This window comes from Pseudomonas sp. WS 5412 (genome assembly GCF_012985615.1).
Classification (GTDB): Bacteria; Pseudomonadota; Gammaproteobacteria; order Pseudomonadales; family Pseudomonadaceae; genus Aquipseudomonas; species Aquipseudomonas shahriarae.
In genome coordinates, this window is sequence record NZ_JAARMB010000024.1 from 1 (window position 1) to 14,942 (window position 14,942).

At 60.8% G+C, this 14,942-nt stretch carries 22 protein-coding genes; all 22 read left to right on the plus strand.

The features are described from left to right. Positions 1–700 precede the first annotated feature (700 nt). The 22 genes from HBR94_RS24365 to recX all read left to right on the plus strand — a co-directional run bounded on the left by HBR94_RS24365 (position 701) and on the right by recX (position 14,919). Entirely contained in the window at positions 701–1,045 is a 345-nt protein-coding gene (locus HBR94_RS24365) for a phage holin family protein (RefSeq protein ID WP_057439345.1), read from the plus strand. 21 nt (positions 1,046–1,066) lie between these two features. Next, positions 1,067–1,579, plus strand: coding sequence for a hypothetical protein (locus HBR94_RS24370; protein WP_170045670.1), 513 nt, complete (start codon positions 1,067–1,069; stop codon positions 1,577–1,579). A 4-nt stretch (positions 1,580–1,583) separates the two neighbouring features. Continuing rightward, positions 1,584–2,195, plus strand: coding sequence for a phage baseplate assembly protein V (locus tag HBR94_RS24375; protein WP_057958617.1), 612 nt, complete (start codon positions 1,584–1,586; stop codon positions 2,193–2,195). Between the two features lie 9 nt (positions 2,196–2,204). Continuing rightward, a complete protein-coding gene (locus HBR94_RS24380; protein WP_038442971.1) occupies positions 2,205–2,537 on the plus strand; it encodes a phage baseplate protein in 333 nt (110 codons plus the stop codon). Next, entirely contained in the window at positions 2,534–3,529 is a 996-nt protein-coding gene (locus HBR94_RS24385) for a baseplate J/gp47 family protein (protein WP_170045671.1), read from the plus strand. The genes HBR94_RS24380 and HBR94_RS24385 overlap by 4 nt, the downstream gene beginning before the upstream one ends. Beyond that, the gene (locus tag HBR94_RS24390; protein WP_057439349.1) at positions 3,526–4,164 is read left to right on the plus strand and encodes a phage tail protein I; all 639 of its coding nucleotides are present in this window, start codon (positions 3,526–3,528) and stop codon (positions 4,162–4,164) included. The genes HBR94_RS24385 and HBR94_RS24390 overlap by 4 nt, the downstream gene beginning before the upstream one ends. Beyond that, a complete protein-coding gene (locus tag HBR94_RS24395) occupies positions 4,161–4,691 on the plus strand; it encodes a phage tail protein (protein WP_057958619.1) in 531 nt (176 codons plus the stop codon). The genes HBR94_RS24390 and HBR94_RS24395 overlap by 4 nt, the downstream gene beginning before the upstream one ends. Positions 4,692–4,730: 39 nt before the next feature. Continuing rightward, a complete protein-coding gene (locus HBR94_RS24400) occupies positions 4,731–5,576 on the plus strand; it encodes a hypothetical protein (protein ID WP_128593207.1) in 846 nt (281 codons plus the stop codon). Positions 5,577–5,578: 2 nt separating this feature from the next. Beyond that, complete coding sequence (locus HBR94_RS24405; protein ID WP_057439350.1) at positions 5,579–5,848, plus strand: hypothetical protein; 270 nt, start codon at positions 5,579–5,581, stop codon at positions 5,846–5,848. A 92-nt stretch (positions 5,849–5,940) separates the two neighbouring features. Further along, positions 5,941–6,144, plus strand: coding sequence for a hypothetical protein (locus HBR94_RS24410; protein WP_057444703.1), 204 nt, complete (start codon positions 5,941–5,943; stop codon positions 6,142–6,144). Between the two features lie 2 nt (positions 6,145–6,146). Then, a complete protein-coding gene (locus tag HBR94_RS24415; RefSeq protein ID WP_170045672.1) occupies positions 6,147–7,313 on the plus strand; it encodes a phage tail protein in 1,167 nt (388 codons plus the stop codon). After that, positions 7,313–7,819 carry a phage major tail tube protein gene (locus HBR94_RS24420; protein WP_057439352.1) on the plus strand — a complete coding sequence of 169 codons (507 nt, stop codon included), beginning with the start codon at positions 7,313–7,315 and terminating at the stop codon, positions 7,817–7,819. The genes HBR94_RS24415 and HBR94_RS24420 overlap by 1 nt, the downstream gene beginning before the upstream one ends. Before the next feature lie 169 nt (positions 7,820–7,988). After that, positions 7,989–8,555: a phage tail assembly protein gene (locus HBR94_RS24425; protein WP_057958624.1), complete on the plus strand. Its 567-nt coding sequence runs from the start codon at positions 7,989–7,991 to the stop codon at positions 8,553–8,555. Positions 8,556–8,683: 128 nt separating this feature from the next. After that, positions 8,684–10,048, plus strand: coding sequence for a tail tape measure protein (locus HBR94_RS28820; RefSeq protein ID WP_262383426.1), 1,365 nt, complete (start codon positions 8,684–8,686; stop codon positions 10,046–10,048). Next, positions 10,048–10,431, plus strand: a complete 384-nt coding sequence (locus HBR94_RS24435; protein WP_115128871.1) for a phage tail protein — start codon at positions 10,048–10,050, stop codon at positions 10,429–10,431. The genes HBR94_RS28820 and HBR94_RS24435 overlap by 1 nt, the downstream gene beginning before the upstream one ends. Beyond that, a complete protein-coding gene (locus HBR94_RS24440) occupies positions 10,424–10,636 on the plus strand; it encodes a tail protein X (RefSeq protein WP_057439355.1) in 213 nt (70 codons plus the stop codon). The genes HBR94_RS24435 and HBR94_RS24440 overlap by 8 nt, the downstream gene beginning before the upstream one ends. A gap of 9 nt (positions 10,637–10,645) precedes the next feature. After that, positions 10,646–11,656, plus strand: a complete 1,011-nt coding sequence (locus tag HBR94_RS24445) for a contractile injection system protein, VgrG/Pvc8 family (RefSeq protein ID WP_170045673.1) — start codon at positions 10,646–10,648, stop codon at positions 11,654–11,656. 17 nt (positions 11,657–11,673) lie between these two features. After that, positions 11,674–12,225, plus strand: a complete 552-nt coding sequence (locus HBR94_RS24450; RefSeq protein ID WP_115128869.1) for a glycoside hydrolase family 19 protein — start codon at positions 11,674–11,676, stop codon at positions 12,223–12,225. Next, positions 12,216–12,719: a lysis system i-spanin subunit Rz gene (locus HBR94_RS24455; RefSeq protein WP_057958627.1), complete on the plus strand. Its 504-nt coding sequence runs from the start codon at positions 12,216–12,218 to the stop codon at positions 12,717–12,719. The genes HBR94_RS24450 and HBR94_RS24455 overlap by 10 nt, the downstream gene beginning before the upstream one ends. An 81-nt stretch (positions 12,720–12,800) precedes the next feature. Beyond that, a complete protein-coding gene (locus HBR94_RS24460) occupies positions 12,801–13,301 on the plus strand; it encodes a CinA family protein (RefSeq protein WP_032858393.1) in 501 nt (166 codons plus the stop codon). A gap of 83 nt (positions 13,302–13,384) precedes the next feature. Continuing rightward, positions 13,385–14,443, plus strand: coding sequence for a recombinase RecA (gene recA, locus HBR94_RS24465; RefSeq protein WP_029295312.1), 1,059 nt, complete (start codon positions 13,385–13,387; stop codon positions 14,441–14,443). An 8-nt stretch (positions 14,444–14,451) separates the two neighbouring features. Then, the gene (recX, locus tag HBR94_RS24470; protein WP_057439357.1) at positions 14,452–14,919 is read left to right on the plus strand and encodes a recombination regulator RecX; all 468 of its coding nucleotides are present in this window, start codon (positions 14,452–14,454) and stop codon (positions 14,917–14,919) included. Positions 14,920–14,942 lie beyond the last annotated feature (23 nt).

Sequence of the window (14,942 nt, forward strand, 5' to 3'; positions counted from 1 at the left end):
GTTGTACTTCGCCAAAATGGGGCTGGTCTCGCTGCGCAGCACTGTGCAGGGACTCCAGCGTATTAGTTGAACCGCCGTATGCGGAACCGCACGTACGGTGGTGTGAGAGGGCTGAGGGAAAAAAAAAATCCCTCACCCTACTCGATCCTATGGAAAACCGCCCAGGGCCCACCACTCAAGGGGTTTATGCGCCAATGCATTATGCGAGTAAAAATAAATGCATTTGTGCATTGACTGTATATGCATACATGCATATTCTCCATCTCAAGCCAGCCAACAAGGTCTGGTGGAGGCGGCAAGGATGCTGCCAAGGAAGACAAGGAAGGCACGCAACACTGGCATGGACGCCACCGAGTGATGGCAAGGACGCCAGGCAATACCGGCAAGGATGCCGACGCTCTTTAGTTTCACGGTTTTACAACAGGCAGCGATGAACCGGCCTTGACGGTTCAGAGGGTTGGCAACTGACCCGGGTGTGCAGCGTAAAGCACCACAAGCAGTTATCCGGCAGACAGGGATCGTGGTCGGAAAAACATCGAGGAAAGATCCGTACCGCGCCAGTAGCGCCGAAAGATCCAAGGACCGCATTACTGAAAAGCCCGGGCTACCGGGCTTTTTGGAATGCCTACCGACACACCCATCCATCTATTTATCAAAGCACCGGCCACCTGCCGGTTTTACGCATTCCAGGAGGCGTGACATGACAAACGAGCAGCAAGCGTTGGCAGAAATGCCTATCTGGCTGGTGATTATTCTGGCCCTGATCGGCGGCGTGTCCGGGGAGATGTGGCGCGCCGACAAGGAGGGCGCCCGCGGTTGGTCGCTGGTCCGCCGCCTGGCCCTGCGTTCCGGGGCGTGCATGGTGTGCGGGGTGTCGGCGTTGATGCTGCTGTACGCCGCCGGCATGTCGATCTGGACGGCGGGCGCCCTCGGCTGCCTGACCGCCATGGCGGGTGCCGACGTCGCCATCGGCCTCTACGAGCGCTGGGCCGCCAAGCGCATCGGGGTGAATGAGCCGCCCGGTTCGCCCCCGGACTCAAAGTGATCGTTGCAAGGAAGCCACACCATGACCCTCATTGAAAAACCGTCACAACTGCCAATAGCCATCGGCCAGGCCCTGCGTGCGGCGTTCCCGGCGTTACGGGTGGGCAGCCCGCCGGGCATCCTGGCGGCGGATGAAACCGCCGTGGCAATCACAGTCGAGCGTAATGGCCCGGGCGTACGTTCCCTTGAAGGACGCAAGGCCCATGTGTTGTCGATCTCGCTCAAGGTCATGGCCGCCGAAGGCGCGCAAGCTTTTGACGCCTGCGACCTGGCGAGCCGGCTGATGGACCTGGTGCTGGATAACCGTTGGCAGTTGCCGGCGGCCCAGTGCGATGTGCCAGTCAACATTGTCGCGCTGCCATCGACCCTGGCGGGGGCCGACACCCAGTACGACAATTGGACCGTGTCCTTCAACCAAACCCTCTACATCGGCCCGCCGCTGCTTGACGACCCTATGGGCAAGCCGCTGTTTGCCCGCACCTGGGAGGTGTCGAATATCGACGACCCCGATCAATACCGGCCCCTGCAGGAGTAGCCCCATGTTCGACGCATTGTTACGCCTGCAATTGGCGCCCATCGTCGAGCGCCTGGCGCAGATGGAAACCCAGCTTGAAGACCTCTATCGGCGGGCCGAGAGTTTTTGCCGGATCGGCGTGTGCCAGGAGGTCGACGCGGCCAGCAATACCTGCAAGGTCAGGCATGGCGAGTTGCTGACCCCGGCGATTCGCTTTTTCAACCCCAGCGCTGGGGCGCAGACCGAAACGCGAATCCCCACGGTGGGAGAGCAATGCCTGCTGCTCAACTACGGCGGCGGCGAGGGCGGGGGGCAGTCGGTGGCGCTGTTTGGCCTGAACAGTGATCGCTTCCCGCCGCTGTCCAGTGTCGCCAGCCTGACGAGCCGGCGTTACCCGGACGGCACGCAAAGCGCCTACGACGCCGCCGGTCATGTGCTGGATTGGAGCAACGGCCCCACGGCATTCACTGGCTCTCGCGAGCAGGTGGAAATGAGTCTGGGCGCTGCCCGTTTGGTCATGACCGCCGCAAACATCAGCGTGCAGGTCGGTGCAGTCGGCCTGCTGCTGGATGCGTCCGGCGTTCACTTGAGTGGCCCGGTGGTGGACCACCAGGGTCGAGTTATCAGCACGGCATAAGGATTTGCCATGATCGGAATAGAGAGAAACACCGGAGCCGTGGTGGACGACTGGCCGCAATTTGTCCAGCGCGCCACCCGGGCCCTGACCACACCTTTGGGCACACGGCAGAAACGCCCGCTGTACGGTTCGCTGATCCCGCAACTGCTGGGGCAGAACCTGGGCGACGACCTGTTGATCCTCGCCCAAAGCCACGCTGCCCAGGCTTTTTACAACCCACAGAACGGCATCGCCGATTTTGTTCCGCAAGTCATCGTCGCCAATCGCCAGGGCGCTGGCCTGTTGCTGCGGTTTGCCGGCACCTGGAAAAACCGCAAGCAATCCTTCGAGGTGGTGACATGAGCATGTTGATCCCCGGGCAGAACCAATTGGCGCCGCCCGACCTGATCGCCGTCGACGAGTTCGAGCCGCTGCTGGCGCATTTCAAGGCGTTTGTCGTCGATTATGTCGCCGCCCGCGCCCCGCAAAGCGCGGCCAAGCTCAAGGTCAGCCTGGATAACGAAAGCGAGTTGCTGACCCTGGCCCTGGAAGCGTTTTGTGTGCGCCTGCAAACCCATGAGCGCAAGTACAACGCGCGCATCCAGCAGATGCTGGCGTGGTGGGCCACCGGCAGCAACCTGGATGCGCGCCTGGCCGATATGGGCCTGGAGCGCCAGGTGCTCGACCCCGGCGACCCGGCGGCATTCCCGCCCGTGCCGCCGACCCTGGAAAGCGATGATGATGCCCGTCTGCGTTACTACCTGGCCCCCCACGCACCGGCTGCCGGTTCGCGCATGCAGTATCGGCGCGAGGTCTTTACCCTCGGCGAGCGGCCGGCGGTGAAAGTCCACGGTACGGCTGCGGGGGTGGTGACGGTCAGCTATACCTTCGACCCGGATGGCTATGCCGCCCAGGTCAAGGACGGCAACGCCCGGCGCACCGCGCCTGGGCAAGTCATGGTCACCGTGCTGTCCCGCACCGGCAATGGCACGCCGTCGGCGGATTTGCTTGAAGGGGTGCGGCGCCATTTCGCCCGGCCCGATGTACGTCCGGAAACCGATTGGGTCACGGTGCAGGGCGCGCAGATCGTGCCGTACAAGATCCGCGTGGTGGCCAAGATCAACGCCGGCCCGGACTCGGGGCTGACACAAGTGGCGGCCCAGCAGTTGCTGCAGACCTATGCCGAGTCCTGTCACTGCCTGGAAGGGCGTGTGGACCCGAGCTGGATCGACTACACCATCCACACCGCCGGGGCCGCGCAGTTGGAGATTCTCGAGCCGCTGGCGCCGATCATCACCACGGCGTTCCAGGCCCCGTACTGCACGGGTGTCGAGGTGGAGGTGCGCAGCTTATGACTGAACAATCTCCCAGCCTGTTGCCTGCCAACAGCTCACCGCTGGAGAAGGCTTTGGACCTGGGCTTTGGTCGACTGCTCGAACGGGTCGTCCCGCCCTTCCCGGCGCTGATGAACCCGCTGCAAACGCCTGCGCCGTTCCTGCCTTACCTGGCCGCCGACCGCGGCGTCAGTGAGTGGAATGCCTCTGCCGACGAAACCGAAAAACGCCTCACGGTGGCGCTGTCCTGGCAAATCCAGCGCCAGGCCGGCACGCCCAAGGCGTTGAGCCACGCGGTCGAATCCCTGGGGTTTACCCCCAATATTCTGGCCTGGTACCAACAGCGCCCGCAGGCCCAGCCCTACACCTTCGACGTGCAGGCGATCATCGGGCGCAGTTGGTCCAGTGGCGACCACAACCGCTTGATCCGCCGTATCAATGCGGCCAAGAGCGAGCGCGACCTGGCCACCATCACCCTGGTGCATGAAGTGCACGGTGGGCTGCCGATGACCGGCGCCGCCCACCGGGCGTTGAGCGACGGCGAGTTGTCGCTGTGGGGCGCGCTGCCGGAACTGATGCTCAGTTCAAGGCTTAACAGTGCGGGCGTGGCCCAGCACTACACCATTAACGACTACGACCTCAGGGCGCAGCCATGACCGATGACATCACACGCCTGGTGCGCTTCACCTCCAAGGGATTGGATGAAGTGCTGCAGGCAAAGAACCAAGGCTTGAAAGGCGAAATCACCCACATCGCCGCCGGCACCGGCCGCTACAACCCCACCGGCAACGAAACCGCCCTGCGCAATGAGCGCCAGCGGGTAGCGATTGTGGACTACGAAGACCTGGGCCAGCGCCAACTGCGCATGGCCGCGCTGTTTGATGGCGATGGCGAGTATGAGATTGGCGAGTTTGGGTTTTATCTCGCCAGTGGGACGTTGTTGGCCGTGTATTCGGTGGCGGGGCAGTTGCTGACGTATAAGGCGGCGGCTGCTCGGGTGCTGCAGAAGTTTACGTTGGATATTTCGCCGTTGCCGGCGGATAGCGTGACGATTGTGGTGGGGAGTGAGAACTTGAATGTGTTGTTGACCGAGGAGATTGCAGAGCTTGCCACGGCCAGCGTTGACAATATGGCTCGGCATGTTGGTGTGCTATTTCGAGTCATGGCTCTGGAAGCCAAGTGACGAGCTGATTCATAAGATAAGCAATATAGGGAGTTGAATATGAGTATGGAAACTACGATCACTAGTTTGGTCGCGGCTGCAAATAAGCTAACCAGCGTGGTCAATGGGAAAGTCGCTGAAATAGATGCTTCTGTATTGGCAGCGGTTCGAGCTATTCCTGACATGTCCAGATTGCTTCATGTCGACGCGATAGCCGGTAGCGATCTCGCGTTAGGTACGGTTGAAGCACCGATTAAAACAATCAAAGAGGCGATGAGCCGAACTAAAACAACACCTTTTGTAATGATCGCCTTGAAGGCTGGTCAGACGCATGAGTACGCAGCGCCTACTGATCAGACTCCATATTGGTCAGTTTCTAATAAGCTGGTTTTTTACAAATATGGAGGGGGAAGTAATCCGGTTTTCTACCCAAAAGTTGGCGAGTATATGGCTGGCCGCTCCAACATTCATTTTTTGTCGCTTGAAGGTGGCAGTGTCTACTTTCGCAGCGTTGATGTGGTTATGCCTACTGTGTTGAAGGCAGAAACGTCCGATTGGTATTCCTTCGGCTCATCTCTGTTTTATCGTGCGCATGGTGCTGACTCTTCGGTACAGGGTTCGGTGACCTTTTCAGGGAACAAGGTGAAGCTGGGTGCGCTTAATGTTTTTCACTCAGGGTATTCTGCGAACTATAGGGTGGATCTTACGTATTCCGTTGTAGATGCTGAACTTTCAACAAAATTTGCGGATCTGTCTGGCGGTACGATGGTACTGTCGGTGTTTGCTTCGTCAATCACCCAGAATAGAACTTGGGCACATCTTGTTGGTGGTGTAGTCAAGGACTCCGGAGGGAGTCTGTCTAATTTGCTGAGTAATGTTGGCAACGTCGTGGCTGCTGGAGTTTGATGATGATTAAAGAATTCAGAAATAAAGATCAGACTTTCTACAATGTGACTGTAGAGCAGTTGCTTGAGATGGGGTTTTCTAAAGCCGAAGTCGACGCCGCTTTGCAGGTCGAACAGGCCGCTGATATAGCTTTCAATCGTCGCCTGGCTTACCGAACAGATTCGGACCCGCTCTATATGGAGTGGCAGTACGATCAAACCGAGGCCAAGGAGAACGCATGGCGGGCTAAAGTCGCCGAAATCAAGGCTCGTTACCCACTGCCAGGTGAGTAATCCGGCAGCAATCATAAACACCGCGAAAGCGGTTTTTTTTCGCATCCAAGAAAGCCCCATCGCTGGGGCTTTCGCGTTTCTGGAGTCCCCCCATGGCCAACCGCCAAACCTACACCGTCCTCATCCCATTCCCCACCGGAGGTGGCCACTGGTCCGCCGTCGGCCAGGAACTGGACCTGCTGGACGTCGAAGCAACCGCCCTGCGCACCGCCGGCCGCCTGGAATTGACCAGCGTGCTGGCTGCCGCCCAAGACACCCCACCGGCCAAGAAGGCCGTCACCAAGAAGGCTGAATAATCATGGCTGAGGTTTTGAACTTCGAGCATAACGGCATCACCGTCAATGCCAGCGAATCCCCCGAGGCCATGGGTGGCCTGGGTGACAACGTGATCGGTCTGGTCGGCACCGCGCCCAATGCGCACCTGTCGATCCCGAAAAACGCCCCGTTTCGCATCAACAGCTTCACCGCCCAGGCGCTGCTGGACCCGACCGGCGCCGAGTCGGGCACGCTGTTTCATGCGGTGTACCAGATCCTCAAAGTGGTCAAGGTACCGGTGTATGTGGTTATCGTCGAAGAGGGCGCGACCCCGGCCGATACCCTCAACAACGTGATCGGCGGCAACGAGCCGGTAACCGGTCGCAAACTGGGCCTCGCGGCGCTGAGCAGCGTCCCCGAAGACCTGACCATCATCGGTGCCCCGGGCTTTACCGGGACCAAGGCGGTGGCCGGTGAATTTGCCGCGTTCGGCAAGCGTATCAAGGCCCGTGTGGTGCTGGACGGCAAAGACGCCAGCGTCGCCGACCAAGTGACCTACAGCGGCGAGCTGGGTGGTGCCGACCTGGGTTTCGACCGTTGCCTGCTGGTGCACAACATGCCGTCGGTGTACTCCAAGGCGGCGAAGAAAAACGTGTTTCTCGCGCCGTCGTCCCTGGCCATCGCCGCATTGGCCAAGGTCAAGCAGTGGGAAAGCCCGGGCAACCAGGTGACCTTCGCCGAAGACGTGTCCCGCGTGGTCGAGTACAACATCCTCGACACCTCCACCGAAGGCGACCTGCTCAACCGTTACGGCGTGAGCTACTACGCGCGCACCATCCTCGGTGGTTTCTCGCTGCTGGGTAACCGCTCCATCACCGGCAAGTTCATCAGCTATGTCGGCCTGGAAGACGCCATCAGCCGCAAGCTGGTCAAGGCCGGGCAGAAAGCCATGGCGCACAACCTGACCAAGTCGTTCATGGACCAGGAGGTCAAGCGCATCAACGACTGGCTGCAAACCCTGGTGGCCGACGAAACCATCCCTGGCGGCAGCGTGTACCTGCACCCGGAACTCAACAGTGTCGAGAAGTACAAGAACGGCACCTGGTTCGTCGTGATCGACTACGGCCGCTACGCGCCGAACGAACACATGGTTTATCAACTCAATGCCCGCGATGAAATCATCGAGCAGTTCCTGGAGGACGTTCTCTAATGTTTACCAACCGAGTCAGACAGGCCATTGCGGCCACCCTCCAAGGCCTGCCGCTGTCGGCGACCGTTGAGGAATTCAGCCCGCCGAAGATCGAGTTCGAGATGGAGCCCATGTCCGGCGGGCGCTTTATCGCCGAAGAAATGGCCAAGAGCGCCAAGGTGCTGAACGCCAAGCTGGTGCTGCAAGGCGCCGGTCCCGAAATCATGCTGGCCCTGGGCGTGCGCTTGGGCGAAGACATCCTGCTCAACGTGCGCGAAGCGGGCCAGGACCAGGACGGCAAGACCTACTTCACCTACCACACCGTCGGCGGCAAGCTCAAATCCCTGGAGGAAGCCAAGCTGAAGATGGGCGAAAAGGTCACCACCACCCTGGATCTGTCCTGCCGCACCTACCATCGCCTGGACAACGGCGTGCCGGTGATCGACATCGACGTGCGCACCCAGAAGTTTGTGCTCAACGGCGTCGACATCCTCGGCGATGCCCGGCGTGCGGTGTTGATGCCGTAAGCCCTTCCACGAATCGGAAATAGGCACGGCCAGTGTGGGAGCTGGCTTGCCTGCGATAGCGGTCTACCAGTGACAAATGAGGCTGCTGACACAGCGCGATCGCAGGCCAGCCAGCTCCCACATTGACCGTGTCCACGTGTTCAACATTATTCATCAAGGAATTTCGCCCATGGCCTGGAAGCCACCCCTGCATATCCTGCTGGCGCCCATCACCGCCGACAGCGGTGCGACGATCGAGCAGATCCAACTCAAACCCTTGTTCTACGCCCCACAAAAACAGGCCCTGGCCCGTGCGGGCGATGACGAAGACGACCAGTTCTTCGAGCTGGCCAAACTGGCCACCGGCCTCTCGGAAAAGGAACTCGACCAACTCAAGCGCCCGGACTACGTGAGCATCGTCCAGTACGTGCACGACCTGTCGACGCGCCCGGCTTCGTTCTTTCTGGAAGGTTCCACCGAGCCCGGCGAGCAAGTGCAACTGCTGCTGCCACTGGAAGTGGCCGGCCGCGTATTGACCAGCGTCACCCTGGAAATGCCTGCCCTGCGTGCCACCAAAGTGATGAAAAAACTCGCCACCAACAAAGAGCGCGCCGAGTTCATTACCTCGCACTGCACCGGCCTGATGATCCCCGATCTGGACGGCCTGACGGTGCCTGATTGGACGGAATTGCAGGAGCGCATTGACGATTTTTTAAACAAACCGGCGGACTTCTTTCGCAGCGCGACATCGAAGTAATCCTCGACGTTGTACCGCTGGTTTACTCGGTAAACGAAGCGGAAATCCTCGAATGGGATGCCGCAAAAGCATTGCGCCGCTACGACATCGCGATCAATCGCCTTGGTGTCAAATAGGAGTAGAGCGAGATGCAAGACCCTCGATATACGCTCAAGCTCGCCGACGAAGACAAACGCTGGATGACCTTTCCCGCACTGGCCGAAAGTGGCGCCTTGCAACTGCCGGGCCTGCTTGAAGCACAGGACGAAAGTCTGGTTGGCGCCTCCAGTGTGGGCGGCGCAACCGAGCCGCCGTCTGAGCTGAGCCTGGCCCTGGCCAACGCCAGCCTGCATATCCACGCGTTGACCGAGGAACAGGTGCGCCTGCGCGAGAGCCTGGAAACCCTTAATGGCACCCTGTTTATCACGGGTGGGCCGCTGGGCGGCACGGTCGCTGAAACCATGACCAGTGCGCCGCAAGCTGCGCCCGAAGACAAGGCCTCGGCGACTGAGTCCTGGTTGAGCAAGAGTTCCAAATGGGTGGGTGAAAGCCTGCTTGATACGGTCAAGAGCCGGGTATCGGGCAAGGTAGTCGATGCAACGCTGGGCAAGTTGCCCTACGTCGGGAAATTGTTCCGGGACGATAGCAAGGACTGCTGCTGCCCAGGCGCCAGCGAACCCTTGACCGGGCGGGCTCGTTACGGGCCCAAAGGGTCACGAAAAACGGTGAGGCAAAACGGCACTGGCCGCACAAGCCCACCGATGCCGAGAAAAACCTCAGGGACCGGCAGGAGCGCCACTGGGCCCATGGCAGTCATGAGGAGCCTGGGCGAGCGCGCAGGCAAGGTGTTTGACGGCCTGAAAACGGGGTTCCTGGCGCGGGTGACTTCGGTAAGCGCTAGCCTGCGAAGGGTTTCTACCCGTGCGTTGAACACAGGCAAGGCGTTGCTATTAAAGAGTGCATCAGCCCTCGGCCTGCGCAAGGCCCCAGCCTCCCGCCTGGTCCCAACCCTGAGCCGGCTGGGGTCTATAGGCGTGCGCAGGTTGACGCCATTGCGCTCCGCCGAGGCCGCCATCAACGTCGTCCGGGGCGTGCGCAGCGGCAACATGCGAGCCGTCGGCAGCGGCCTCGGTACCGCCGGTGCCGCATGGGCCGGCGCTTCTGCCGGGGCGGCCCTTGGCACCCTGGTATTCCCTGGCGTGGGCACTGCGGTGGGCGGCGTTATCGGTGGCCTGTTGGGCGGCGAGGGCGGTAACTGGCTCGGTGAAAAATTGTTCGGCTCCAGTGACCGCCTGCCATCGCCCGATGCCGTGAGCAAAGAGCTCAACAGCGCCCGCTCGGACAACGTCCAGGTCACCCTGGCGCCGAGCATCCAGATCACCGGCGTCAACCCTGCCGACGCCCAGCAGGTGGTCGACCGGGTCCTGCAAAGCCTGCAAAACCAATGCGTGCCGATGCTCAGCGATTCACTGGCGGTTCGGCGCAATGCGGCACTGACCGACGGAGGTGATTGATGCGACAGCAGATGGTGTTGGGCGACTTTATTTTCGGGCTGTCCCGAGGGTTCGCCTATTCCGCGCTCCAGCGCAGCAGCGATGGTGGCTGGGGCGACCTGGAGATTATTGCCAGCAAGCCCCAGTCGCGACAGAACGGTCAGAAGCTGGAAAAACTGACCTTCAATGGAACCGCCATGGCGGCCGTCGGCATGCAGCGCCTGGACCAACTGCGCGCCTTGCAGGATGCACGGGCACCGCTGCCGCTGGTCGATGGCATCGGCCGCAATTGGGGGTTGTGGCGCATTACGGCGGTCACGGAAAACCAGGCCAGTGTGATTGATGACGGCACTGCCATGGTGATCAAGTGGACGCTGGTGCTTGAGGAATTTATCAATGCGTAGAGTCCGAAGTATTGCCGGTGATTCGGTCAACCTGCTGCTCTACCGTGAGCTGGGGCGGTGCGATGACGCGGCCGAAGAAACCCTCTGGCGCTTGAACCCCGGGCTTGCCGAGTATGGCCCAGTGTTGCCGGCGGGCATCGGGGTAATCGTGCCCGAGATGGACGCGCAACCGGGTGTTGCAAAGCCGGTTTCGGCCTGGGATTAAGGAGGCAACATGGCAACGGGATTTACCCCGGTCGTGGAGATTTATGGCGCCAACGCGGCCTTGATCAACCCACGGCTGATGCAGTGGAAGCACACCGACGCGGCGGGGATCGAATCCGACCGCCTCGAACTGACCATCAATATCGAGGGCCTGGAAGGCCTGCCGAGCCTGGGCGCCAAGATCGGTTTGCGCGTGGGTTACCGCGAGTCGGGGCTGGTGGAAAAAGGCGAGTTTGTGATTACCCAGCGCACGCCTTACCTGTTTCCCATGCGCCTGGTGATCGTGGCCACGGCGGCGCCGTTCAGCGTGATGGACCAGAGTGGCTACCGCCAGCGCCGTTCCGCCAGCCATGGGCCCACGACCCTCGGTGCGCTGTTTCGCCAACTGGCGACGCGGCATGGGTTTTCGCCCAGGGTGGCGCCGTCGCTGGATGGGATTGCGATTGATCATATCGACCAGTCCAACGAGACGGACATGGGCTTTATCACCCGCCTGGCCGGGCGTTACAACGCGGTGACCAAGCCGGTCAACGAGCTGTATGTGCTGGCGGAAAGCGGCCAGGTCAAGTCGCTCTCGGGCCAGCAACTGCCGGATGTGCGGCTGTCGGTGACCCATGACAACCGTCCCGGCGAGCAGGCGTTTATCAGTGCCCGGGTTGATGAAAATGCGCGGGCCAAATACCAGGGTTGCCGTGTCAGTTGGTGGGATGCCGCGGCCTCTCGCCAGCGCGTGGTCGAGGTGGGGATCGCGCCGTTCAAGACGTTGCGCCAACGGTGCCAGAGTGAAACCGAAGCGCGCTCAGTGGCACAGGGCGAGTTGCGCCGGGTGGGGCGTGAAGGTTTGAGCATCACCATCGACTGCCCTGGTAACCCGTTGCTGTCCGCCGAAGGCCTGTTGTTGCTGGATGAAACCTGGCCGGGCTATATGCAGGGGCGCTGGTCGATTGACAAGGTGACCCATGTAGGCGACACGACGACGGGGTATCGCAGTTCGATCATGGCCCGTGGATTGGCCTCTTAAATGGTTGGAGATCAAGGATGATCACGCTGAAGCAGTTGCAACAGATCCTGCCTAACGCCCGCGCCCAAGCGGGCGTTTTTATTCTGGCGCTGAACGCCGCCATGCTCCATCGACACATCACCGGGCCTAAGCGGATGGCGGCCTTTATCGCCCAGGTCGGGCACGAGTCCGGCGAGCTGCGTTACGTGCGTGAACTGGGCGGCGAACACTACCTGAGCAAATACGACACGGGCGCCTTGGCTGCACGCCTGGGCAACACTCCCGACGCCGACGGTGACGGCCAGAAGTACCGGGGCCGCGGCTTGATCCAGATTACCGGGCGGCGCAATTACCTGGCCTGCAGCCGGGCGCTGTTTGGCGATGAACGTCTGCTGCATTTCCCCGAACTGCTAGAGCAGCCGCAATGGGCGGCCGAATCCGCCGCCTGGTTCTGGCACAGCAATGGCTTGAATGAATTGGCGGACCAGGACCAATTCACCACCATCACCCGCCGTATCAATGGTGGCCTCAACGGACTGGAGCACCGCCAACAGTTGTGGGAAAAGGCGAGGGCGGTGTTATGCCGTTGAGCGGGCGCATATGGGCGGTTGCCCTGCTGATGGCTATCTCGGCGGCAGCCAGTTGGCAGGTCCAGGCCTGGCGTCATGGCCTGGCCTTTGAGCGCCAGGCCGCACGGCATTCAGCCCTGCTCAACCGGCAAAGCCAGGAAGCACAGGGCCAATACCGGGCCGAACAGGATAGGCGTCGGGCGTTGGAGCAACAGCTTCACGCCAGCGATCAACAACACACGCGGGAGTTGAGCGATGCACAGCGTCACCAGGTTTATCTGCGCGATCGGTTGGCCACTGCTGATGTGCGCTTGTCAGTCCTTCTCGACGCCACCGACCCCGCCAATGGCCGCGCAATGCCGGCCACCGCCGCCGGCAGCGTGGTTCATGGAGCCCCGCGAGGTCGACTTGACCCGGCGCATGCTCAACGAATTATCGGCATCACCGATGCCGGCGATAACGGACTGATCGCGTTGCGGGCCTGCCAGGCGTATGTAAGTGCCATCACCCGGTAATCTGTTGAAGCCGTCTGCTGCTTGCGTGGCCGATGGGCTCCTGTAGGGTAGGCAAACCCCCGCACTTTCCTGGAGACGACCGTGAAGGAAATTACCCAACTCGCCGCCGAACTTGGCCGACGTTTGCAGGTGCTCAATGCCCACGTCACCACCGCCGAATCCTGCACCGGTGGCGGCATCGCCGAAGCCATCACCCGTATTCCGGGGAGTTCGGCCTGGTTCGAGGCCGGGTATGTGACCTATTCCAATCGCCAGAAAACCCGTCAGCTCAATGTGCCGGAAGGGTTGTTTCCCAAGGTCGGCGCGGTGAGCCGTGAAGTGGTCGAGGCCATGGCCCGGGGCGCCCAGGAAAAAAGCCTGGCGCGGTTTGCGGTGGCGGTCAGCGGCGTGGCGGGCCCCGATGGCGGCTCGCCGGACAAACCGGTGGGCACTGTCTGGCTGGCCTGGGGTGTTGGTGACGAGGTTACGGCTGAGTGCCAGCACTTCCCCGGCAACCGCGACGAGGTCCGCCGACAAACGGTAAAAGCCGCATTAGAGGGGCTGTTGCGACGAGCTGCAGCAGAAATAGAAAATCAGGGGTAGGCGATCCCCGATCTTTATGGAACAATACTGTCTACTTATACAGGTGTTGGCCGTCAGGCCTTATTGATTACGTGAGGACTTTAATGGACGACAACAAGAAGAAAGCCTTGGCTGCGGCCCTGGGTCAGATCGAACGTCAATTCGGCAAGGGTGCCGTAATGCGTATGGGCGATCACGACCGTCAGGCGATCCCGGCTATTTCCACTGGCTCTCTGGGTCTGGACATCGCACTCGGCATTGGCGGCCTGCCAAAAGGCCGTATCGTTGAAATCTACGGTCCGGAGTCTTCTGGTAAAACCACCCTGACCCTGTCGGTGATTGCCCAGGCACAAAAAATGGGCGCCACCTGTGCGTTCGTCGATGCCGAGCACGCCCTGGATCCTGAATATGCTGGCAAGCTGGGCGTCAATGTCGACGACCTGCTGGTTTCGCAGCCGGATACCGGCGAGCAAGCCCTGGAAATCACCGACATGCTGGTGCGCTCCAACGCCATCGACGTGATTGTGGTCGACTCCGTGGCAGCCCTGGTACCAAAGGCTGAAATCGAAGGCGAAATGGGCGACATGCACGTCGGCCTGCAAGCCCGTCTGATGTCCCAGGCGCTGCGTAAAATCACCGGTAACATCAAGAACGCCAACTGCCTGGTGATCTTCATCAACCAGATCCGGATGAAGATCGGCGTGATGTTCGGCAGCCCGGAAACCACCACCGGTGGTAACGCGCTGAAGTTCTACGCTTCGGTCCGTCTGGACATCCGCCGTACCGGCGCGGTGAAGGAAGGTGACGAGGTTGTCGGTAGCGAAACCCGCGTCAAGGTTGTGAAGAACAAGGTGGCTCCGCCATTCCGTCAGGCTGAGTTCCAGATCCTCTACGGCAAAGGTATTTACCTGAACGGCGAGATGATCGACCTGGGCGTGCTGCACGGCTTTGTCGAGAAGTCCGGTGCCTGGTATGCCTACAACGGTAGCAAGATCGGTCAGGGCAAGGCCAACTCGGCCAAGTTCCTGCAGGACAACCCGGATATCGCGGCGACCCTCGAGAAGCAGATCCGCGACAAGCTGCTGACCCCGGCGCCAGACGTCAAGGCAGCAGCCAACCGCGAACCTGTTGATGACATGGCAGAAGCCGACGCTGATATCTGAGTCCAACGATGACAGTTGTACTCGATACGCTGGTTGCCGTACGGCGTACGGCAATGGACCTGCTCGCACGACGCGAGCACGGTCGTGTCGAGCTGACGCGTAAACTGCGTCAGCGTGGCGCCCCTCCCGAAATGATCGAAACAGCCCTCGACCGCTTGACGGAAGAGGGGCTGCTTTCCGAAGCCCGTTATCTCGAAAGTTTTGTTTCCTACCGGGCACGCTCGGGCTACGGCCCTGCGCGGATTCGTGAGGAATTGAGTCAGCGGGGCTTGCAGCGCGCCGATATTGAACTGGCGTTGCGTGAGTGTGGCATCAGTTGGCAAACGCAACTGGAAGACACCTGGCGTCGCAAGTTTGCCGGCCATCTGCCGATTGATGCCCGTGAGCGTGCCAAGCAAGGGCGCTTTTTGAGCTATCGCGGGTTTTCAATGGAGATGATCAGCCGCTTGTTGAGCGGTCGAGATCTGGACGACTAATTCTTCGGCAAGCGGCGATCAAA

Coding starts and splice junctions, on each gene's coding strand:
- HBR94_RS24440 (WP_057439355.1), top strand. CDS start 10,424: ATGCGTAGAGTCCGAAGTATTGCCGGTGATTCGGTCAACCTGCTGCTC.
- HBR94_RS24435 (WP_115128871.1), top strand. CDS start 10,048: ATGCGACAGCAGATGGTGTTGGGCGACTTTATTTTCGGGCTGTCCCGA.
- HBR94_RS24425 (WP_057958624.1), top strand. CDS start 7,989: ATGGCCTGGAAGCCACCCCTGCATATCCTGCTGGCGCCCATCACCGCC.
- HBR94_RS24375 (WP_057958617.1), top strand. CDS start 1,584: ATGTTCGACGCATTGTTACGCCTGCAATTGGCGCCCATCGTCGAGCGC.
- HBR94_RS24370 (WP_170045670.1), top strand. CDS start 1,067: ATGACCCTCATTGAAAAACCGTCACAACTGCCAATAGCCATCGGCCAG.
- HBR94_RS24450 (WP_115128869.1), top strand. CDS start 11,674: ATGATCACGCTGAAGCAGTTGCAACAGATCCTGCCTAACGCCCGCGCC.
- HBR94_RS24410 (WP_057444703.1), top strand. CDS start 5,941: ATGGCCAACCGCCAAACCTACACCGTCCTCATCCCATTCCCCACCGGA.
- HBR94_RS24405 (WP_057439350.1), top strand. CDS start 5,579: ATGATTAAAGAATTCAGAAATAAAGATCAGACTTTCTACAATGTGACT.
- HBR94_RS24395 (WP_057958619.1), top strand. CDS start 4,161: ATGACCGATGACATCACACGCCTGGTGCGCTTCACCTCCAAGGGATTG.
- HBR94_RS24380 (WP_038442971.1), top strand. CDS start 2,205: ATGATCGGAATAGAGAGAAACACCGGAGCCGTGGTGGACGACTGGCCG.
- HBR94_RS24420 (WP_057439352.1), top strand. CDS start 7,313: ATGTTTACCAACCGAGTCAGACAGGCCATTGCGGCCACCCTCCAAGGC.
- HBR94_RS24445 (WP_170045673.1), top strand. CDS start 10,646: ATGGCAACGGGATTTACCCCGGTCGTGGAGATTTATGGCGCCAACGCG.
- HBR94_RS24365 (WP_057439345.1), top strand. CDS start 701: ATGACAAACGAGCAGCAAGCGTTGGCAGAAATGCCTATCTGGCTGGTG.
- HBR94_RS24415 (WP_170045672.1), top strand. CDS start 6,147: ATGGCTGAGGTTTTGAACTTCGAGCATAACGGCATCACCGTCAATGCC.
- recX (WP_057439357.1), top strand. CDS start 14,452: ATGACAGTTGTACTCGATACGCTGGTTGCCGTACGGCGTACGGCAATG.
- HBR94_RS24390 (WP_057439349.1), top strand. CDS start 3,526: ATGACTGAACAATCTCCCAGCCTGTTGCCTGCCAACAGCTCACCGCTG.
- HBR94_RS24385 (WP_170045671.1), top strand. CDS start 2,534: ATGAGCATGTTGATCCCCGGGCAGAACCAATTGGCGCCGCCCGACCTG.
- HBR94_RS24455 (WP_057958627.1), top strand. CDS start 12,216: ATGCCGTTGAGCGGGCGCATATGGGCGGTTGCCCTGCTGATGGCTATC.
- HBR94_RS28820 (WP_262383426.1), top strand. CDS start 8,684: ATGCAAGACCCTCGATATACGCTCAAGCTCGCCGACGAAGACAAACGC.
- recA (WP_029295312.1), top strand. CDS start 13,385: ATGGACGACAACAAGAAGAAAGCCTTGGCTGCGGCCCTGGGTCAGATC.
- HBR94_RS24400 (WP_128593207.1), top strand. CDS start 4,731: ATGAGTATGGAAACTACGATCACTAGTTTGGTCGCGGCTGCAAATAAG.